Annotated in this window: 18 protein-coding genes; 10 read left to right on the top strand and 8 right to left on the bottom strand. The window is 67.3% G+C overall.

Going from position 1 to position 20653, the window contains the following annotated elements:
• Positions 1-25: 25 nt before the first annotated feature.
• The 5 genes from DFO65_RS09105 (at position 26) to DFO65_RS09125 (ending at position 4146) form a co-directional block, all read left to right on the top strand.
• Complete coding sequence (locus DFO65_RS09105; RefSeq protein ID WP_113904104.1) at positions 26-379, top strand: HesB/IscA family protein; 354 nt, start codon at positions 26-28, stop codon at positions 377-379.
• A gap of 28 nt (positions 380-407) precedes the next feature.
• Positions 408-1076, top strand: coding sequence for a leucyl/phenylalanyl-tRNA--protein transferase (aat, locus tag DFO65_RS09110; RefSeq protein ID WP_113904105.1), 669 nt, complete (start codon positions 408-410; stop codon positions 1074-1076).
• A gap of 108 nt (positions 1077-1184) precedes the next feature.
• Positions 1185-2057 (top strand): aa3-type cytochrome oxidase subunit II, encoded by an 873-nt coding sequence (gene ctaC / locus DFO65_RS09115; protein ID WP_113904106.1) that lies wholly within the window; start codon positions 1185-1187, stop codon positions 2055-2057.
• Complete coding sequence (gene ctaD, locus DFO65_RS09120) at positions 2054-3748, top strand: aa3-type cytochrome oxidase subunit I (protein ID WP_113904107.1); 1695 nt, start codon at positions 2054-2056, stop codon at positions 3746-3748. Before ctaC ends, ctaD begins: the two co-directional genes overlap by 4 nt.
• On the top strand, positions 3745-4146 hold the full coding sequence (locus DFO65_RS09125; protein WP_113904108.1) for a cytochrome c oxidase subunit 4: 402 nt from the start codon (positions 3745-3747) through the stop codon (positions 4144-4146). Before ctaD ends, DFO65_RS09125 begins: the two co-directional genes overlap by 4 nt.
• 1117 nt (positions 4147-5263) lie before the next feature.
• Here DFO65_RS09125 and qcrB read toward each other — a convergent pair.
• From qcrB to ctaE, 4 genes are all read right to left on the bottom strand, one after another.
• The gene (gene qcrB, locus DFO65_RS09135) at positions 5264-6889 is read right to left on the bottom strand and encodes a cytochrome bc1 complex cytochrome b subunit (protein WP_113904110.1); all 1626 of its coding nucleotides are present in this window, start codon (positions 6887-6889) and stop codon (positions 5264-5266) included.
• The gene (qcrA, locus tag DFO65_RS09140) at positions 6886-7929 is read right to left on the bottom strand and encodes a cytochrome bc1 complex Rieske iron-sulfur subunit (RefSeq protein WP_113904111.1); all 1044 of its coding nucleotides are present in this window, start codon (positions 7927-7929) and stop codon (positions 6886-6888) included. The genes qcrB and qcrA overlap by 4 nt, the downstream gene beginning before the upstream one ends.
• 49 nt (positions 7930-7978) lie before the next feature.
• On the bottom strand, positions 7979-8731 hold the full coding sequence (qcrC, locus tag DFO65_RS09145) for a cytochrome bc1 complex diheme cytochrome c subunit (protein WP_428844223.1): 753 nt from the start codon (positions 8729-8731) through the stop codon (positions 7979-7981).
• Positions 8732-8821: 90 nt separating this feature from the next.
• Complete coding sequence (ctaE, locus tag DFO65_RS09150; RefSeq protein ID WP_428844222.1) at positions 8822-9460, bottom strand: aa3-type cytochrome oxidase subunit III; 639 nt, start codon at positions 9458-9460, stop codon at positions 8822-8824.
• 240 nt (positions 9461-9700) lie between these two features.
• Here ctaE and trpD point away from each other — a divergent pair, with 240 nt between their 5' ends.
• Complete coding sequence (trpD, locus tag DFO65_RS09155; RefSeq protein ID WP_113904114.1) at positions 9701-10810, top strand: anthranilate phosphoribosyltransferase; 1110 nt, start codon at positions 9701-9703, stop codon at positions 10808-10810.
• On the opposite strand, the gene DFO65_RS09160 is transcribed toward trpD, so the two are convergent.
• The 3 genes from DFO65_RS09160 to DFO65_RS09170 all read right to left on the bottom strand — a co-directional run bounded on the left by DFO65_RS09160 (position 10778) and on the right by DFO65_RS09170 (position 13851).
• Positions 10778-12529: a DEDD exonuclease domain-containing protein gene (locus tag DFO65_RS09160; protein WP_113904115.1), complete on the bottom strand. Its 1752-nt coding sequence runs from the start codon at positions 12527-12529 to the stop codon at positions 10778-10780. The genes trpD and DFO65_RS09160 overlap by 33 nt on opposite strands.
• Before the next feature lie 97 nt (positions 12530-12626).
• Positions 12627-13049 (bottom strand): hypothetical protein, encoded by a 423-nt coding sequence (locus DFO65_RS09165; protein ID WP_113904116.1) that lies wholly within the window; start codon positions 13047-13049, stop codon positions 12627-12629.
• 28 nt (positions 13050-13077) lie between these two features.
• On the bottom strand, positions 13078-13851 hold the full coding sequence (locus DFO65_RS09170) for an alpha/beta hydrolase (RefSeq protein WP_113904117.1): 774 nt from the start codon (positions 13849-13851) through the stop codon (positions 13078-13080).
• Positions 13852-13964: 113 nt separating this feature from the next.
• Here DFO65_RS09170 and DFO65_RS09175 point away from each other — a divergent pair, with 113 nt between their 5' ends.
• Entirely contained in the window at positions 13965-14648 is a 684-nt protein-coding gene (locus DFO65_RS09175; protein ID WP_342766922.1) for a lysophospholipid acyltransferase family protein, read from the top strand.
• A 195-nt stretch (positions 14649-14843) separates the two neighbouring features.
• The gene (locus tag DFO65_RS09180) at positions 14844-15425 is read left to right on the top strand and encodes a MerR family transcriptional regulator (RefSeq protein ID WP_113904118.1); all 582 of its coding nucleotides are present in this window, start codon (positions 14844-14846) and stop codon (positions 15423-15425) included.
• 239 nt (positions 15426-15664) lie between these two features.
• Here DFO65_RS09180 and DFO65_RS09185 read toward each other — a convergent pair whose 3' ends face one another.
• A complete protein-coding gene (locus DFO65_RS09185) occupies positions 15665-16576 on the bottom strand; it encodes a ParA family protein (protein WP_245940576.1) in 912 nt (303 codons plus the stop codon).
• 161 nt (positions 16577-16737) lie between these two features.
• On the opposite strand from DFO65_RS09185, the gene DFO65_RS09190 reads away from it, so the two are divergent.
• Together DFO65_RS09190 and DFO65_RS09195 are read left to right on the top strand one after the other, a co-directional pair.
• Entirely contained in the window at positions 16738-20142 is a 3405-nt protein-coding gene (locus tag DFO65_RS09190) for a pyruvate carboxylase (protein ID WP_113904119.1), read from the top strand.
• Complete coding sequence (locus DFO65_RS09195; protein ID WP_113904120.1) at positions 20135-20650, top strand: peptide deformylase; 516 nt, start codon at positions 20135-20137, stop codon at positions 20648-20650. The genes DFO65_RS09190 and DFO65_RS09195 overlap by 8 nt, the downstream gene beginning before the upstream one ends.
• The last annotated feature ends 3 nt before the right edge of the window (positions 20651-20653 follow it).

Raw genomic sequence — 20653 nt, forward strand, 5'->3', positions numbered from 1 at the left:
AGGTAGGAGCATAGAAGGAGAAACGATGACTGCGACCAACGAAGAGATCGCCACCCACGAGGTCGATCTGTCCCCTGCCGCGGCCGACAAGGTGCGCAGCCTTCTCCAGCAGGAGGGGCGCGACGATCTGCGGCTGCGAGTCGCCGTGCAGCCCGGCGGCTGCTCCGGCCTGATCTACCAGCTCTACTTCGACGAGCGCTACCTCGACGGTGATGCCGTGCGCGACTTCGGCGGCGTCGAGGTCATCGTCGACAGGATGAGCGTTCCGTACCTCAACGGTTCGACCATCGACTTCTCGGACACGATCGAGAAGCAGGGCTTCACGATCGACAACCCGAACGCGGGCGGCTCCTGCGCATGCGGCGACTCGTTCCACTGACCCGCCGCTCACGACAGACTCACCGCTGATGGACCTGGAGGATCTGCGTGCCGTGTCACCCACGGCCACGCAGCCCCAGGCCCTTTCCGCGTACCGGGCCGGTCTGTTCCCGATGGGGATCGGGGAGGGCGGCACCGGGCGCATCGGCTGGTGGGCGCCGCGTCGCCGAGGCGTGCTGCTGCCCGGCCGCCTCAGAGTGAGCAAGAGCCTGAGGAAGTCGGCGCGGCGGTTCGAGTTCAGCGTCGACCGGGCCTTCGAAGAGGTCATCCGTGCCTGTGCCGATCCCTCCCGACCGGGGCGTTGGATCACCGCCGACATCATCCGCCTCTACACGCAGCTCCATCGCGAGGGGTGGGCGCATTCGGTCGAGGTGTGGTCCTCGGGGCGGCTCGTCGGCGGTCTCTACGGGGTCGCGATCGGCTCGCTCTTCGCAGGCGAGTCGATGTTCCACACCGAGACGGACGCCTCGAAGGCCGCCCTCGCCCACCTCGTCGGAATCTTCGACGACGCACCCTCTCACAGCCCCTCCACCTCGGAGGATGCCGCCGATGGGGATGCGAGCTGGATCATCGACACCCAGTGGCAGACACCACATCTGGCCACCCTCGGCGTGTCGGAGATCAGCGGCCTCGAGTACGCCGCGCGGCTAGATTCCGCACTCCGAGGCAACCACTGTCAGGCTATTCTCAACAAATGATCATCTGCATGTGAATTTCTACCGCCTGTAGCGGTAGTCTGGTAGATGACAAAGTAAGGATTCGCCTGGCACCTCGTGCGAGGCGAAGAAGGTTGTGAAAGGCTGCACGTGGATTCTCCGAATCAGCCGGGACCGAAGAGGTCCTGGGCGAAGCGGCTCGGCATTCTGGGCGCCGTGACTGTACCGGCGCTGCTATCGGGTTGCACGAAAGAGCAGATTGCAACAGGATTCTTCCCCGTCGAATCGAAGGGTGCGACGAACCACACCGAGGCCTACACGGCGCTGTGGAACGGAGCCTGGATCGCCCTGCTGGTGCTGGGCGTCGTCGTCTGGGCCCTCATCCTGTGGGCGATGATCGCCTATCGACGGCGCAAGAACGATCGCGGACTGCCGGTCCAGCTGCGCTACAGCATGCCGATCGAGATCCTGTTCACGGTGACGCCGATCATCGTGATCCTCGGGTTCTTCTTCCAGTCCGTCCAGGTCATGGAGAAGACCACCGATGACCGGACTCCGGGTGAGCAGGTCATCGAGGTCGCCGGCAAGCAGTGGGCGTGGGACTTCAACTACGTCACCGAGAACGTCCACTACGCGGGCACCCAGGTTCCGCTCGACGGCACCGAGGCTCCGGGGGAGAACGCCCCGACGCTCTACCTTCCCGTTGACACCGACCTCGAGATCCGCCTGCGGTCCCGTGACGTCATCCACTCCTTCTGGATCCCGGCCTTCCTCGAGAAGCGCGACATGATCCCCGGGCACGACCAGAGTCTGCATGTGCGTGCCGAGAAGGAAGGCGAGTACGTCGGCAAGTGCGCCGAGCTCTGCGGTGAGTACCACTCCGAGATGCTCTTCAACGTGCGCGTCGTCTCCCAGGAGGAGTTCGCCGAATACACGCAGTCGTTGGCCGATCAGGGCAACACCGGCATCCTCGGACCGGAATACGACCGCAACTGGTACCCGAAAGAAGGTGCGCAGCCATGACGGCTACCATGAATCAGCCGGCTCTTGACGCTCCGCTGACTCCGCGGAGCAAGGGCAGGATCATCGTCGACTGGATCACGTCGACGGACCACAAGACGATCGGGTACATGTACCTGATCGGGTCGTTCTTCTTCTTCTGCGTCGGCGGTGTGATGGCGCTCATCATCCGCCTCGAGCTCTTCGAGCCCGGAATGCAGATCATCGAGACCAAGGAACAGTACAACCAGCTGTTCACGATGCACGGCACACTCATGCTGCTGATGTTCGCGACCCCTCTGTTCGCGGGCTTCGCCAATGTCATCATGCCTCTGCAGATCGGCGCTCCCGATGTGGCGTTCCCGCGCCTCAATGCGTTCGCCTTCTGGATGTACCTCTTCGGCAGCCTCATCGCGATCTCCGGCTTCCTCACCCCGCAGGGTGCGGCGGCCTTCGGATGGACCGCCTACGCGCCGCTGAGCAACACGACATTCACACCGGGGGCCGGCGGCAACCTGTGGGTGTTCGGGCTCGCTCTGCAGGGATTCGGCACCATCCTCGGTTCGGTCAACTTCATCACGACCGTCATCACGATGCGTGCCCCCGGCATGACCATGTTCCGCATGCCGATCTTCTCCTGGAACGTCCTCATCACCGGCATCCTCGTGCTCATGGCCTTCCAGCCCCTGGCGGCGGCTCTGCTGGTGCTCGGCACCGACCGCGTGCTCGGATCCCATGTGTTCAGTCCCGGGAACGGAGGTCCGGTGCTCTGGCAGCACCTGTTCTGGTTCTTCGGACACCCAGAGGTCTACGTCATCGCTCTGCCGTTCTTCGGCATCATCACCGAGATCATCCCCGTGTTCAGCCGCAAGCCGATCTTCGGCTACAAGAGCCTCGTCTTCGCGACGATCGCGATCGCCGCACTGTCCGTGACCGTGTGGGCTCACCACATGTACGTCACCGGCGTGGTCGCCCTGCCGTTCTTCGCCTTCATGACGATGCTCATCGCGGTGCCGACAGGGGTGAAGTTCCTCGCCTGGATCGGCACGATGTGGCGAGGGTCGATCACCTTCGAGACTCCGATGGTGTGGGCGATCGGCTTCCTCGTGACCTTCCTCTTCGGCGGACTCACCGGCATCATCCTGGCCAGCCCCGCGCTCGACCAGTCGGTCTCGGACTCGTACTTCGTCGTCGCCCACTTCCACTACGTGGTGTTCGGCACCGTCGTGTTCGCGATGTTCGCCGGATTCTACTTCTGGTGGCCGAAGTGGACGGGCAGGATGCTCAACGAGAAGCTCGGGCACATCCACTTCTGGATGCTGTTCCTCGGCTTCCACGGCACCTTCCTCGTCCAGCACTGGCTCGGCGTCGACGGCATGCCGCGTCGCTACGCAGACTACCTGCCGCAGGACGGGTTCACCTGGATGAACCAGGTCTCCACCGTCGGTGCGCTGCTCCTGGGTCTGTCGATGGTTCCGTTCTTCTGGAACGTGTGGGTCACCGCCCGCAATGCTCCGAAGGTCACGGTCGACGATCCGTGGGGCTACGGCGGTTCCCTGGAGTGGGCGACCTCGTGCCCGCCCCCGCGCCACAACTTCACCTCGCTGCCGCGCATCCGCTCGGAGCGCCCGGCATTCGATGTGAACCACCCGGAACTGCTCGAATACGCCCACGGCCAGTCCGAGCCCCAACTCGTCGGAGGTAGCTCCAAGTGAAGTCGTCGATCTATGTCTTCAACCTGTGCGGCGTGTTCTTCATCCTCGTCGGCATCTACTACGGCTGGCACACCGACTACTCGGAGCTCGTCGGCTTCCCGGCACTGCTGCTCGTCGGGGTGATGGCGATCATGATCGGTGTGTACCTGTGGCTGACCGACCGTCGTGTCGGCGTCCAGCCTCAGGACAACGACCACGCCGAGATCTCCGACGCCGACGCCGACTACGGGTTCTTCAGCCCGTGGAGCTGGTGGCCGATCGTGTGCGCCGCCGGCGCGGCGGTCGCCTTCTACGGCATCGCGATGGGCTGGTGGATCTTCCCCTTCGGCGTCGTCATCGGCCTCGTCGCCCTCGTCGGTCTGACCTACGAGCACGACCGCGGAGATCACGCGCACTGACCCGTCGGTTTTCCCCGCCAGGGATTGTCCTACGGCTGAAGCACTGACACCGGTGGCCCGGACTCACTCGAGTCCGGGCCGCCGGTGCATTCACCCGCAGACGTCCGATCGTCGGTCAAGCGCGCAGGGGCAAGGCCGTCTGGCTTGCTGCACGCCTTCGGTGCGCGACCGGACCGTCTGGGCGGGACCGGACCGTCTGGGCGGGACCGGACCGTCAGGAGGTGCGCGGAGGCTCAGGATCGGCGTCAACTGAGGGCCGGCGTAGGCCCGCGTCACCCGGACATGCGTTGGCGGCCATGGAAGCGCGCGGACCCACGGGAACCGGCACGTCCAACTGGGACGGCGAAGAAGGGCAGACCCAGCGCCTCCGGGACCACGTGGAAGCACCGGAGCGCGAACGGCACGTCCTCACTGCGGTGTCTCTGGGCAGGTGCCGCCACATTCGCAGAGAACTGGGCAGCGCCTCGGCAGAGAAGTGACATGGGTGTCGGGTGAGAAACCTCGGGGAATGCGGCATATCGCGACCACCGGGTGACAGCCGAAGAGCCTTGGGCGGCTGGAGGTCATTGAAACCATGCAATAGGCCAACTCCGGATCGAAATGCCGCCGTTGATCGAGCCGAAGTCAGTACAGTGCGCGGTTCCAACGACTTCCTCGGCGCCGGGCGAGGGCCACAGGCGCCCGTGAGTACTGCATCGCCTGGTGTCCTGTGACCGTTGATGGGCAATTCCTACTGGCCGTTGACAATCGCGTCGGACGACCGCTTGCCCGGGCTGCTGCGACCGTCCAGCTGGAGGTGCGACAGATTCATCGTCGACAGCGAGAGTCCAGCAGGTGCCGAGGGGGACTGAAGGACGATGTCACCGACGCCGTGGGAGGATCGCTTCCGGTTGCGTGCCACGGTCATCTCGCGGGGGAGCAGGCAAGGGCAGACTATGGCGAACAGGGCCGGGAGCGGGGCCGGTTCGCCACAGTCCGCCGTTGCAGCCTGCACCTCAGTCTGTGCGAGGGCGACCGGCCACATCACCGATCCGTGCGTCCGGGCACGACGAAAGAGGGGCCAGCACGATGCTGGCCCCTCTTCGCTGATCCGGTCTCAACCGGCGACGTTCATCGGTCAGTGACCGATCTGCGCCTTGTCGCCGGCTCCGACTTCATGGTGACCGTGATGGGACTCGTCGAGCTCCTGCTTGGTCACGGGTGCGACACGGTCCTCGAAGAAGAACTTCGACAGCGATCCGCGGATCTTCTCCCCACGGGTGATCTTGCCGTCGGCGTTCGGCTCCGCCGGCACGTACTCCGGCGACTCGAACGAGGTGAGCTTCCACAGCTTGTGCGGGGGAAGGGCCTCGTGACGCTCGAGGAACTCGCCGTGGGGGAGTCGGATGATGTTGGCCGTCTCCCGCCCGTGCAGGGCGATCTCGCGATCCTTGCGCTGCAGGCCGATGCACATCCGCTTCGTGATGATGTAGCCGATGATCGGTCCGAAGAAGAACAGGAACCGGAAGATGTAGATCATGTCGTTGAGCGACATGTGGAAGAACACGGCGATGAGGTCGCCCGAGGCCGCGGCCCACATGTTGCAGTAGAAGATGATCCCGGCCACGCCGATCGCGGTGCGCGTGGGGTTGTTGCGCGGACGATCGAGGATGTGATGCTCGCGCTTGTCCTTGAGCAGCCAGGCCTCGAAGAACGGGTAGACGAACATGACTCCGAAGACCCCGCCCATGACGATGACCGCGCTGTTGATGTTGAACGAGATCGGCCATCCGGCGATGTAGAACTCGAACCAGCCCGGAACGATGCGAAGGAAGCCGTCGGCCCATCCGATGTACCAGTCGGGCTGTGTGCCCGCCGACACTGGGGAGGGATCGTAGGGGCCGTAGTTCCAGATCGGGTTGATCGTGAACAGCGCCGAGATCGCCGAGAGCAGACCGAAGATGAGGAAGAAGAACCCTCCGCCCTTGGCCGCAAAGGTCGGCAGCACGGGTTCGCCGACGACGTTCTTCTCCGTGTGTCCGGCGCCGGGCCACTGAGTGTGCTTGTGGACGACGACGAACACGAGGTGGACGCCGATGAGCGCGATGATCAGAGCCGGCACGATCATGATGTGCAGGGTGTACAGGCGCGAGACGATGTCGATGCCGGGGAACTCCCCGCCGAAGAGGAAGAACGACACGTACGTCCCGACCAGCGGCAGTGACTTGATGATGCCGTCGATGATGCGCAGACCGTTGCCCGACAACAGGTCATCTGGCAGCGAGTAGCCGGTGAACCCGGCGGCCATGCCCATGATGAGGAGCAGGACGCCGACGATCCAGTTGAGCTCGCGCGGCCGACGGAAGGCACCCGTGAAGAACACGCGGAGCATGTGGATGCTCAGGGCCGCGACGAACAGCAGGGCACCCCAGTGGTGCATCTGACGGATGAAGAGTCCGCCCCTGATCTCGAACGAGATCGCCAGCGTCGAGTTGTACGCCTCCGAGATCTCGACACCGCGCAGCGGGACGAAGGGACCCTCGTAGTGGAGTTCGCCCATCGCAGGATGGAAGAAGAACGTGAGGAAGGTCCCCGAGAGGACGACGATGACGAAGCTGTAGAGAGCAACCTCACCGAGCATGAACGACCAGTGGGAAGGGAAGATCTTCCGACCGAACTCGCGAACCAGAACGGATGCCCCGACGCGGGTCTCGGTGAAGTTCGCGGCCTTCCCGATGGCGGTGGTGGGCTGTGTTGTACTCATGGGTGGTTGATCTCCCAGAACGTAGGTCCGACGGGCTCAGGGAAGTCCGACTGCGCCACGAGGTAGCCCTCGCTGTCCACGGTGATGGGCAGCTGGGGGAGCGGGCGCTTGGCCGGTCCGAAGATGACCTTGCAGTGCTCGGTGACGTCGAAGGTCGACTGATGGCACGGGCAGAGCAAGTGATGCGTCTGGTGCTCGTACAGGGCGACCGGACAGCCCACGTGGGTGCAGATCTTCGAGTACGCGACGATGCCGTCGTGCGACCAGTTCGCGCGGGCCGGATCCTCCTTGAGCTCCTTGGGATCGATGCGCATGAGCAGCACCGCGGCCTTGGCCTTCTCATTGATGGGGTGGTCGGTGTTGTCGTGGTCACCGATGCCCGAGGGAAGGACGTGGTAGGCCGACCCGATCGTCACCTCGTCGGCGCGGATGGGACGTTCGGACTCGGGGCTGGGGATGCCGCCCGGATCGCGGATGAGACGCACGCCCTTGTCCCACAGGGTGTGGAACAGGCTGTCGCCGGGCAGCGGTCCCAGGTCGCGGAAGACGAGGACCGCGGGCAGGGGAGCGAGGGCCAGAGCGGCGATGAGGGTGTTGCGGATCAGCGGACGGCGTCCGATGCCCGACTCCTCATTGGCCTGGTGGAGGATCTCCAGGGCGATCGCCTGATCCTCCTCGCTGCCGTTGATGTCGTGGCGCTCGTCGATTCCCTCGTGATCGCTCATGAGGTTCTTCGCCCACAGGACGGCACCGGCGCCGATGCCGAACATCGCGAGGGCCGCACCGAGTCCGACGAACGTCGTGTGCAGGCGGATGCTCTGCATCGACTCCTCGAGGGGGAACAGGAAGTACGCGACGATGAACCAGATGGTTCCGATCATCGACAGGAGGAACCACAGTGCCACCTGGCGCTCGGCGACCTTCTGAGCCTTGGGGTCGCTGTCGGTGAGCCTGGGCTTGTGTTCCGGCAGCCCCGGGTTGGTGAACCCGTTCAACTCCTCGAGCTGGCTGCCGCCGCCGGAGTGCTCTTTCGAGGTCATTGAATTCCCCGTCTTTTCTCGTGATGGTTGGGTAACGACAATTTCGGACTCACTTCGCCCTGGACGACAGCCACACGGTGAGCGCGATGACGGCGCCGAGTCCGAAGAACCAGATGAAGAGGCCCTCGGCCACAGGTCCCAGCGAGCCGAGCTTGAAGCCGCCCGGCGACGGGTTGTCCGTGACCTCGTTGACGTAGGCGATGACGTCGCGCTTGTCCTCCGGAGTCAGGTTCGCGTCGTTGAAGATGGGCATGTTCTGCGGGCCGGTCTGCATGGCCTCGTAGAGGTGCTTGTTGCTGACCTCGGAGAGGTTCGGCGCATACTTGCCGCGGGTCAGCGCTCCGCCGGCTCCGACGACGTTGTGGCACATGGCGCAGTTGGTGCGGAAGAGTCCTCCGCCGGCGGCCGGGTCTCCCTTCGAGGCATCGAGGTACTCGTCCTCGGGAATGGCGGGACCGGGGCCGAGAGACGCGACGTACGCGGCCAGTTGGGCGGTCTGCTCGTCATCGAACTGCGGCTCCTTGACCGGTGCCTGCGGTCCGTTGGCCTGCAGCGGCATGCGTCCCGTGCCCACCTGGAAGTCGACAGCGGCGGCGCCGACGCCGATGAGGCTCGGGCCGTTGCGGGTGCCCTCGGCGTTCATGCCGTGGCAGGTCGCACAGTTGGCGGCGAAGAGCTTCTGCCCCTCGTCGATGTCCGAGGCGCTGGCAGTCGTGGCCTTCGCGCTCGAGGTTTGGGTGAAGAGTGCGTATGCTCCACCTGTCAGCAGCAAGCCCACCAGCAGGAGCACAACCAGTGCCATGGGGTGTCTGCGGCGATCTGCTAGAAGCTTCACGTGATCGTCCTTTGCTTGTAAATGTCGTGGGTCCGTCAGCCGTTGATCGTCGGTGCTCTACTGGAGGAGATAGATGACGCCGAAGAGTCCGATCCAGACGACGTCGACGAAGTGCCAGTAGTAGGACACGCAGATGGCGAAGGTGGCTTCGTGGTGACCGAACTTCTTCGCTCCGTAGGCGCGTCCGATGACGAGCAGGAAGCAGATCAGACCGATCGTCACGTGAATGCCGTGGAAGCCCGTGGTCAGGTAGAAGACCGAGCCGTAGCCGTCGGAGTTGATGGCGATGCCCTCGTGGACCAGTTCTGCATACTCCATGACCTGTCCGGAGACGAAGATCGCACCGAGGAGGAACGTGAGGTAGAACCACTCGATCATTCCCCACTTGGAGATGTTGAGCAGCGAACCGGTGCGGCGCGGACGGAACCTCTCGGCTGCGAAGACGCCCATCTGGCAGGTGAAGGAGGACGACACCAGGACGATGGTGTTGCCGAGAGCGAACGGGACGTTCAGGATCTCGGTCTGCGTCTCCCACAGACCCGGCACGACGGATCGGATGGTGAAGTACATGGCGAAGAGCGCGGCAAAGAACATCAGGTCGCTCGCGAGGAACACGATGAAGCCCACCGTGGTCACATTCGGACGATTGACAACCGGATGTGCTGGCGCTGTCTGAGATGCAGTGGCAGTTGACACAGACCCATTATTACTCGTCTTGAGGTGAGTTTTCACCTTTTACCCAGGTTTCGGTCGATATTTTTCTACACGATGTAGCGAAAACCGCGCGCTGGTGCGTCAGGCGCCCTCCGACCTCGCGTTTCGCCCGCGTGTCGGACGCTCGCGGCGGGTGTGAGGCGGACAGGATAGGATGCCGCAGGAAGGTCCACCGAGGCGGTCGCCGCCGGTGGCAGAGCCCACAGGAAAGCACTCTTCGCCATGACGCACACCCCCAGCACGAATGGTCCGGCCGGGTCCGCGCCCGCAGCGCACGATGAGTCCCCCAACTGGCCGGACCTGCTCATGCGTCTCATGCACCAGCAGGACCTCGACGGCCGCACGGCCGCGTGGGCGATGGACCAGATCATGTCGGGGAAGACTCCCGATGTGACGATGGCCGCCTTCCTCGCCGCGCACCACACGAAGGGCGAGACGGTCGAGGAGATCACCGGACTCGTCTCGGCGATGATGGACCACGCCGTGCCCCTGCCCGGCCTCGAGGACTCCGTCGACATCGTCGGCACCGGTGGGGACCGTGCGAAGACCGCGAACATCTCCTCGACGGCCGCGATGATCGTCGCGGCGACCGGGCAGTGCGTCGTCAAGCACGGCAACCGCGCGACCTCCTCGGCGTCGGGCTCGGCCGACGTCCTCGAGGCCCTGGGCGTGCGCTTCGACATCACACCGGAGCAGACCGGTCACATCGCTCGGACGGTGGGGCTGGCGTTCTGCTTCGCCAACGTCTTCCATCCCTCGATGCAGTTCGTCGCCGCGGTGCGTCGGCAGATCGCCGTGCCCACCGCCTTCAACATCCTCGGTCCCCTGACCAATCCGGCTCACGCGAGGCACACCGCGATCGGCGTCGCCGACGCCCAGATGGCGCCCCTCGTCGTCGGCACTCTCGCCGCGCGCGGGCATCAGGCCGTCGTGTTCCGATCCCGGGACGGGCTCGACGAGCTGAGCAACACCGACATCAACGACGTCTGGGAGGTCCGGCACGGCGAGGTGGAGCACACGACGTTCGACGCGCTCGACCTCGGCTTCGAGCGCGTGACGAAGGCCGACCTGCGCGGGGGAGGCCCGGACGAGAACGCCGCGATCATGCGCTCCGTGCTCGGCGGTCAGCGGTCGGCGGTCCGGGACATCGTCCTCATCAACGCCGCCGCGGCGCTCGTGGCGGCCGACGAATCGGCGGCCGGCAGCTTCACCGAACGGATCGCCGCGAAGGTCTCCCTCGCCGCAGACACCATCGACACCGGTCTCGGGGCGCAGAAGCTCGATGAGCTCATCGCCGTCTCACGCTCCGTCGCCGAGGCGACCGCTCCCTGAGTCCGGTCCCCGGCTCGCGGCCCCGACCCGGGGCAGCGCCCAGCCGTCCGTCATGACCACGGGTGTGGCGGCCTCGAGCCACCGGGCCAGCAGCCGCGTCTCCTCCGGCAGAGTGTCGGTGGGTGCGGGGTACCGGCCGGGCCTGGGCACCCATTCGGCGGTCGCCCGCAGCGACCGGAGCGTGCTGTCGACGAGTCCGGGGGAGCCGACATGACCCGCCCCGGCGAGCCTGCCGTGCCGGATGACCGCGAGGTCGATGCCGCGCTCCTCGCCGGGAGCCCAGGCGAGGATCTCCTCGATCCCGCGCAGTGAGGAGCTCAGCTCGGCGCGGGCGGTCGTCACCTCGAGAGAGCGCATCGCATCGCGGACCTCGGCGGCGCTCTCGTACCGCGCCTCTCCCGAGAGCCTGGCCATGCGCTCGGCGCAGAGCGCTCGGAACCCGGTGAGGTCGCCGCCGAGTGCCGTGACGAGACCGGAGATCTGCTCGAGGTAGGCCTGTCGGTCCATGACCCCGGAGCAGGGTCCGCCGCACTGCCCGACCTGGGCGCTGACGCAGGGCCGGTGCGCCTCGAGCCGGGAGGCCCTGATCTTCGTCGTGCAGCGCCTCACCGGGTAGAGGGTGTCGAGGAGCTCCTTGACGGCCTGCGCGGACTTCCGGGACCGGAAGGGGCCGAGCGCCGGGGCGGGCGAGCGCTCGAGGGCCGCGGGCGACCGGACGACGGACAGGCGGGGGAAGTCCTCGCCGCTGAGCGCGATCCACGAGTTGCGCTCCGGGTTCTTCGAGCGCCGATTGTAGGGCGGGGCGAGCTCCCCGATCAGCCGCACCTCGCGGACCTCGGCCTCGAGCGAGTGCGCACAGGGCAGGCAGCTGACCTCCTGGGCCGCGGTGATCATCTCCGCCATCCGGCCCCTGTTCTCCGAGGCGTTGAAATAGCCGCGGACCCGGCGGGCCATGTTGCCGGACTTGCCGATGTAGAGGACCCGGCGGGTTCCGTCGAGGAACATGTAGACGCCGGGCTCGGCCGGAACACCGGCGGCGAGGTGGGACTTCGCCTGCCGTTTGGCCCATCCGGCCTGTCGCACCGTCGCGAGGTCCTCGAGCGTCGTCACCCCGAAGCCGCCGAACCGCTCGAGGAGCCGGTGGAGGACCTCGCTCGTGGCGCGGGCATCGGAGAGGGCGCGGTGATCGGGTTCGACGGCGGTGCCGAAGTGGGCGGCGAGGGTCGCGAGCTTGTGGTTGCGGACCTCATCGCGGCCGAGCACCCGGCGGGAGAGGGTGACGGTGTCGAGGACCGTGGGCCGGGGCCAGTGGTAGTCGAGCCTCTCGCAGGCGGCTCTGAGGAACCCGATGTCGAACGGGGCGTTGTGGGCCACGAGCACGGATCCGACCGCGAACTCGAGGAAGCTCGGCAGGACCGACCGGATCGACGGCGCATCGTCGACGAGGGCATGAGTGATCCCGGTGAGCCTGGCGACGAAGGGGCTGATGACCGATTCCTCGGGCTTGACGAGGGACTGGAACTCACCGATGACCTCGCCGCCGCGGGTCTTCACGGCTCCGATCTCGGTGATCTCCGAGCGTCCGGCCGTGGTCCCCGTCGTCTCGAGGTCGACGACGACGAACGTCACCTCGTGCAGGGGAGTGCCGAGGCTGTCGAACGACAGCTGGCCGCGGTCGACGGCCGACGGAGCGCGATCGAAGGGAGTATGACCTGACATGGATGTCAGTGTGCCATCCGGTCCTGACACGAGCGGATCCCGCCCTGGCGCGACCGGTCCCTCGGGCAGCGGCGCTCGGCCGGGACGATCGACCGGCTCACACCGCGGCTCCGTCGCCGTCGTCGAGCCCGCGCTGCGTGGGCAGGTGGAAGAACAGGCCGACCGCGCCGGCCAGGCCGAGGGCGATGACCACCGGCAGGTACCAGCCCGGAAGGGGGCGGAGGAAGAGGACCCCGACGAGGAGCCCGACGACGGCCGCCAGAGCCGCGACCGCGGACAGGACCAGGGTCGGCGAGGCCGTGCGCCAGCCGACGGGAGCGGCCGGTCCCGGCTCCCACCGCTCGGCCTCCTCGAGGCGTTCGCGCACCTCGTTCACGGGGAGGTCGGCCGCGGAGGTCTCCGCCTCGCCGAGGCGGTCGACGAGTTCGGTCCAGTCCCGGTCGCTGATCCGGTCCGAGTCGCCGATCCGCTCGACGTCGGGCACCTCATCGCGCCAGTGCTCGTCGTTCTCGTCTGTCATGTCCACCTCAGCAATCCCGACGCCCGACCTATTCCCGGTCCCCGGCCGTCCCGCCGCGCGCGGACTCGAGGATCGCCTCGGCGATGAGCGGTGCGTCGTGGTCGAGGGTCGCGACGTGCCGGCTGCGCCGCAGCGACACGATGCGGGGTGTCCGGGGCAGCCGGGACCGCAGGAGAGCCAGCGACCGGGGACCGACGACGTTGTCGCTGCCCGACACGAACACGGTGATCGGCGTGTCGATCGTCCACAGGGTCTCGCGCAGTCCCTTGAGCGCCGAGGAGAAGGAGGCGACGGCGCCGACGGGCGTGCGCTCGTAGGCGTGCTCGTCGCGGTCGGGGTGGGCGATGTCGTTGCCTATCGCCGGCACGGATCTGACGAGGTGCTTGAGCACCCCCAGTCCCGGAGCCAGCGGGGAGTCGACCCGCAGGGCGGGATTGACGACGAGGATCTCCGCGGGCGGGGTGTCGAGCGTGCCCAGGGACAGCGCGAGGGCCCCGCCCATCGACAGGCCCGCGACGACCACGCGCTCGTGAGCTGATCCCAGCGCACGGTACTCGGCGACGGCGGCCTCGTTCCATTCGCGCCACCCCGTGCGGTTGAGCTCCTGCCAGGTGCTTCCGTGGCCGGGCAGCAGCGGCACGCTCACGCTCAGGCCCTCCTCGCCGATGGCTCGGGCGATGGGCGTCCACGCCGCCGGTGAGCCGGTGATCCCGTGGAGGAAGAGGACTGCCGCCGAGGCGCCGGGACGCAGACGGCGGTACGCGGCGGTGGCCGGAGTCTGTGGCGTGAAGTCGATCTCCATGCCATTAGCATGGCATGGATGGACGCCGCCGGCGCCGCGATAGGATGACCGGTGACGACAAAGCGTCGTGACATGGAAGGGTGCTCGTGTTCTATTGGTTTCTCAAGCGAGTCGTGGCCGGACCCATCTTGCGGATTCTCTTCCGTCCCTGGGTTCGCGGTGTCGACAATCTGCCGACAGAAGGTCCCGCCATCATCGCCGGAAACCACATGCACTTCATGGATTCCATCTTCGTTCCGCTCCTCGCCCCCCGACCGGTCGTCTACCTCGCGAAGAAGGACTACTTCACGGGGCGCGGCATCAAGGGGACGGTCACCCGCTGGTTCTTCAAGCTCAACAACCAGCTGCCGATGGACCGCGCCGGCGGCAGCGGGTCCCAGGCCTCCCTCGAATCGGGGCTCAAGGTGCTGCGCGAGGGCAACTCGCTCGGCATCTACCCCGAGGGGACCCGCAGCCCCGACGGGAAGCTCTACCGCGGACGCACCGGGGTCGCCCGGCTCGTCCTCGAGTCCGGAGCTCCGGTCATCCCCGTGGCGATCATCGGCACCGACCGGATCTCCCCGGCCGGGCGGCTGCTGCCGAAGTTCGCCCGGGTCGGCGTCGTCTTCGGCACGCCGATGGACTTCTCCAAGTACGAGGGCCTGCCGACCGACCGGTTCCTCCTGCGGTCGATCACCGACGAGATCATGTACGAGATCATGCGGCTGTCCGGCCAGGAGTATGTCGACAAGTACGCCTCGACGGTGAAGACCAAGCTGCTCACCTCCGCGAAGCCGAAGAGGGCCGACGAGAAGTAGGCTGTTCGAATACTCCGGTAACGGCGACACGCGCAAATCGTTACCTCGAGGTGTTTGTCCCGGGCGGCGGGCCCGAATAGTTTGGAGTTGTTGAATCCCGCTGTAGGTTCGCCGAGCGAAGAGCGTTAGAATAGCACTGTTCTCTGCCCTTCCAAGCGACCTCGCTTCCCCCAGGGACTATAAGGAGGAGTCGGTGTGAACCGCTCAAGTCATGAAACCTATCAGTCGGCGCCGCTGCCGTCGGCTGCTCAAGGTCTCCTGTTCGATGACGATCTGCCCGTGCTCGACGAAGAGGCAGGCTACCGTGGTCCGACAGTGTGCAAGGTCGTCGGCATCAGCTACCGGCGACTCGACTACTGGGCACGCACCGATCTCGTCACGCCCTCGATCCGCAACGCGACCGGATCGGGCAGCCAGCGCCTCTACAGCTTCCGCGACATCCTCGTGCTCAAGATCGTCAAGCGCCTGCTCGACACCGGAGTCGGGCTGCAGTCGATCCGCACCGCCGTCGAGCACCTGCGCTCGCGCGGAGTCGAGGACCTCTCGCAGATCACCCTGATGTCCGATGGCGCGAGCGTCTTCGAGTGCACCTCGCCCGACGAGGTCGTCGACCTCCTCCAGGGCGGTCAGGGCGTCTTCGGCATCGCCGTCGGCCGGGTCTGGAACGAGGTCGAGGGCAGCCTGTCCGAGCTCCCGAGCGAGCGCCTGCCCGAGGACGACTCCACCGTCGTCGCGATGGACGAACTCGCCCAGCGCCGGGCGAAGAAGCTGGGCTGAGCACCGCGCGACGGCGGTGAGAGCCCGCCGAGCCCGACCGGGCAGCGAAACGGCAGAGACGACAGAGCTGGGGCCCGACCTTTCGGTCGGGCCCCAGCTCTGTCGTCTCCTGGATGCTGTGTCATCGACGCTCAGTCGGATCCGTGTCATCGACGCTCAGTCGGATCCGTGTCATGGACGCTCAGTCGGATCTGTGTCGTCGTCGGATCTGTGTCGTCGGAGCTGTCGGATGCGGGCGACTACCGCCCCCGACGGCTCCTCTCGGGCGTCTTCGCCTCTGCGCCGCCGGTCGAGCCGCCACCGGTCGACGGGGTGCGAGTCGATGCCCCGTCCCCGTCCTTGCGGCCGGTGCTCCGCCGGGACCTGATGCTCTCGGAGCGCAGTGCGCGCTCGAGGAGAGTGTCGAACGAGGCGGCGACCTCCTCGGCGGGCTTGCCCGGCCAGGAGTGGATCGGACGAGCCGAGCCCTGGGACTGCTGCATGACGGCGCGCTCGGCGAGCGGGGGATTGAGGACGAGGGGACCGAACATCTCCCGCATCTCCTGGATCCGGTAGTCGTGCTCGGTCGATCCGGCGCGGACCCGGTTGACGACGAGTCCCAGCGGCTGGAGATCGGAGGCGCCGCGCTGCCGCAGCTCGTCGGCGGCGCGCAGGGCGCGGTCGGCGGCGGCCACCGAGAACAGGCTCGGCTCGGTGACGACGGCGACCCGGGAGCTCGCCGACCAGGCGGTGCGGGTGAGCCCGTTGAGGCTCGGCGGGCAGTCGATGAGGACGAGACGGTAGCCCTTCGCGATCCGGACCAGGGCGTCATCGAGCCGGCGCAGGTACCTCTCGGAGAGGGAGGGACGGTCGAACTCGGCGGCGCGGGGAGACCCGGAGATCACGTCGAGGTGGCCCATCTTCTCGCCGACCCACCCGGATGGCAGGATCGCCTCGGAGAGGATCTTCTGCGACTTGGGGGCGGCGAGGACATCAGCGATGTCAACGCGCGTCGACGTCGGCACGTCGAGGCCGGTCGAGGAGTCCGCCTGCGGGTCCATGTCGACGACGAGCGTCGGTATTCCCCGGTTGTAGGCGGCCGAGGCCAGGCCGAGCGTCACGGACGTCTTACCGACTCCGCCTTTGAGGCTGCTGATACTTAGGACAAGCACTCTCCTACGGTAACGTATCGCCGCCTCAACTCCCGTCTCGACCACGCCCGAGTCGCGGTCCGCGACCCCCTCGTCGGGGTAACGAAGGTCACTGAGTAGAGTTGGTCACGCCAGACCGTCGACCAGTCGCCATGCGGCGATCGAATACGAAGAGAGAGACTATGACGTTCTCCAAAGTTCTTGTGGCAAACCGTGGGGAGATCGCCGTCCGCGCGTTCCGTGCGGCCTATGAGCTCGGTGCCTCCACGGTCGCCGTCTTCCCCTGGGAGGATCGCAATTCCGAGCATCGGATGAAGGCCGACGAGGCCTACCAGATCGGCGAGAAGGGCCATCCCGTCCGCGCCTACCTCAGCGTTGAGGAGATCCTGCGCGTGGCCAAGGAGTCCGGCGCCGACGCGATCTACCCCGGGTACGGTTTCCTCTCCGAGAACCCCGACCTGGCGCGGGCGTGCCAGGAGAACGGGATCACCTTCATCGGGCCTTCCGCCGATGTCCTCGAACTCGCCGGCAACAAGGTCCAGGCGCTGGCCGCGGCCCGCTCGGCCGGCATCCCGGTGCTCGACTCCACTCGGCCCTCGGCCGACATCGCACAGCTGCTCGCCGACGCCGAGTCCATGCACTTCCCGCTCTTCGTCAAGGCCGTCGCCGGCGGCGGCGGCCGCGGCATGCGCCGGGTGTCCGAACCCGCGCAGCTCGAGGAGGCGCTCAAGGCGGCGATGCGCGAGGCCGAAGGCGCCTTCGGCGATCCGACGGTCTTCATCGAGCAGGCGGTCCAGCGCCCGCGGCACATCGAGGTGCAGGTGCTCGCCGACAACGACTCGAATGCGATCCACCTCTTCGAGCGCGACTGCTCCGTGCAGCGCCGGCACCAGAAGGTCATCGAGATCGCTCCGGCGCCCAACCTCGACCCCGCCATCGCCGAGGCGCTCCACGCCGATGCGCTGAAGTTCGCCGAGGCGCTCGGCTACCAGAACGCGGGCACCGTCGAGTTCCTCCTCGAGACGGAGGGTCCGCGCGCCGGGCAGCACGTCTTCATCGAGATGAACCCGCGCATCCAGGTCGAGCACACCGTCACCGAGGAGATCACCGACGTCGACCTCGTCGCCTCCCAGATGCGCATCGCCGCGGGGGAGAGCCTCGTTGACCTCGGACTGCGCCAGGAGGACATGCGGATCAGGGGAGCCGCACTGCAGTGCCGCATCACCACCGAGGACCCGGCCAACTCCTTCCGCCCCGACACCGGCACCATCACCGCCTACCGGTCGGCGGGGGGGGCCGGAGTCCGCCTCGACGGCGGCACCGTCCACGCCGGCGCCTCGGTGAGCGCGCACTTCGACTCGATGCTCGTCAAGCTCTCCTGCCGCGGCCGCGACTTCCGTCAGGCGGTGTCCCGGGCCCGGCGCGCACTCGCCGAGTTCCGCATCCGCGGGGTGTCGTCGAACATCGGGTTCCTCCAGGCCGTGCTCGAGGACGAGTCCTTCGTCGCCGGCGACCTCGCGACCTCGTTCATCGAGGAGCGCCCGCACCTGCTCGACGCCCGCGTCAGCGCGGACCGGGGATCGAAGATCCTCGACTTCCTCGCCGATGTCACCGTCAACCGCCCCCACGGCGAGCCGAGCGTGCGCATCCGCCCCGCCGACAAGCTGCCCGAGATCGACCTCGGCACCCCGGGCGCCCCCGGCAGCCGCGATCGTCTCCTCGAGCTCGGCCCCGAGGGCTTCGCCCGGGCCCTGCGCGAGCAGACCGCACTGGCCGTCACCGACACGACGTTCCGCGACGCCCACCAGTCGCTGCTCGCGACCCGCGTGCGCACTCGCGACCTGCTCGCCGTCGCCGGGCACGTCTCGCGGATGACTCCGGAGCTGTTGAGCATCGAGGCCTGGGGCGGGGCGACCTACGACGTCGCGCTGCGCTTCCTCGGCGAGGATCCGTGGGAGCGGCTGGCCCAGCTGCGCGAGGCGGTGCCGAACATCGCCCTGCAGATGCTGCTGCGCGGGCGCAACACCGTCGGCTACACCCCGTACCCGACCGCGGTCACCGACGCCTTCGTCGACGAGGCGGCCCGCACCGGCATCGACGTCTTCCGCATCTTCGACGCCCTCAACGACGTCGCACAGATGCGACCGGCGATCGAGGCCGTGCGCGGGACGAACACCACCGTCGCCGAGGTGGCCCTGTGCTACACCTCGGACATCCTCGATCCGCGTGAGGAGCTCTACACCCTCGACTACTACCTCAGGCTCGCCGAGGAGATCGTCGAGGCCGGTGCACACGTGCTCGCGATCAAGGACATGGCCGGTCTGCTCCGCCCGGCCGCCGCCGCTCGGCTCGTCACCGCACTGCGCGAGAACTTCGACCTGCCGGTCCACGTGCACACGCACGACACCGCCGGCGGTCAGCTCGCGACCCTGTTCGCCGCCGCAGGGGCCGGCGCGGACGCCGTCGACGGCGCCTCGGCGGCGATGGCGGGGACCACCAGTCAGCCGAGTCTCTCCGCGCTTGTGGCCGCGTTCGAGAACACCCCGCGCGACACCGGGCTCAGCCTCTCCGCCGTCAGCGATCTCGAGCCGTACTGGGAGTCCGTGCGCAAGGTCTACGCACCGTTCGAATCGGGACTGCCCGGGCCGACCGGGCGCGTCTACCGCCACGAGATCCCGGGCGGACAGCTGTCGAACCTGCGCCAGCAGGCCGTGGCACTGGGCCTGGGGGAGAAGTTCGAGCAGATCGAGCGGATGTACGAGGCCGCCGACGACATCCTCGGCCACCTCGTCAAGGTCACGCCCTCCTCGAAGGTCGTCGGAGACCTCGCGCTCCACCTCGTCGGCGTCGGCGCCGATCCGGAGGTCTTCGCCTCCAGCCCGGAGAAGTTCGACATCCCCGACTCGGTGATCGGATTCCTCAACGGGGAGCTCGGCGATCCTCCCGGCGGCTGGCCCGAGCCGTTCCGGACCAAGGCGCTGGCCGGCCGGAACCACAGGCCCGTCGCCGAGCACCTCGACCCCGCGGACGAGGCGGCGCTGAAGGCTCCCGGTGCGACCCGGCAGGCGAAGCTCAACGAGCTCCTGTTCCCCGGGCCGACGAAGGAGTTCGAGCGGATGCGGGCCAACTACGGAGACCTCTCCGTCGTCGAGACCTCGGAGTACCTCTACGGCCTCAGCGCCGGCCAGGAGCATGTCGTGCAGCTGGCGAAGGGCAAGAACCTGCTCATCGGCGTCCAGGCGATCGGCGAGACCGACGAGCGCGGGATGCGCTCGGTGATGTTCACCCTCAACGGACAGCTCCGCCCCCTGCAGGTCCGCGACCGGTCCGTGGAGATCGACGTCAAGACCGCGGAGAAGGCCGACCCGACGAACCCGCAGCACGTCGCCAGCCCCTTCGCCGGAGTCGTCACCCTCCAGGTCGGCGTCGGCGATGAGGTCGAGGCCGGGGCGACCGTCGCGACGATCGAGGCGATGAAGATGGAGGCCGCCATCACCACCCAGGTGTCCGGAACGGTCTCCCGCGTGGCGATCGGCAACGTCCAGCAGCTCGAGGGCGGCGACCTCGTGGTGGTCATCGATGGCTGAACGGGAGATCCGGCTCTGGGGCGACCCGGTGCTGCGCAGCCCGTGCGCGCCGGTGACCACGTTCGACGCGAGCACCGCGGCTCTGGCCGAGGACCTCGCCGACACCGCGCGGCCTGCGGGCCGCGCGGCGGTCGCGGCCCCCCAGATCGGGGTCGGCCTCCGGGCCTTCGGCTACGACCTCGACGATCGCACCGGCGTGGTCTTCAACCCGGAGATCGTCGAGGTGGGTGGCCGGCTGCGCGACATCGACGAAGGGTGCCTGTCCGTGCCCGGCCTCTTCTTCCCGACACCGCGCTGGGAGTTCGCGCGGGTGCGCGGAGTCGATGCGACGGGTGCGGCGGTGGAGGTCTCGGGCACCGAGGTCTTCGCGCAGATGCTCCAGCACGAGGTCGCCCACCTCGACGGGCAGGTCTACATCCAGACCCTGCCCACCGAACGCCGCCGCGAGGCGATGAAGGCGATCCGCGCGGCGGCGTGGTTCGCAGGTCAGACAGCGACGAAGGGATGAGGA

This window comes from Brevibacterium sanguinis, assembly GCF_003315415.1.
Classification (GTDB): domain Bacteria; phylum Actinomycetota; class Actinomycetes; order Actinomycetales; family Brevibacteriaceae; genus Brevibacterium; species Brevibacterium celere_A.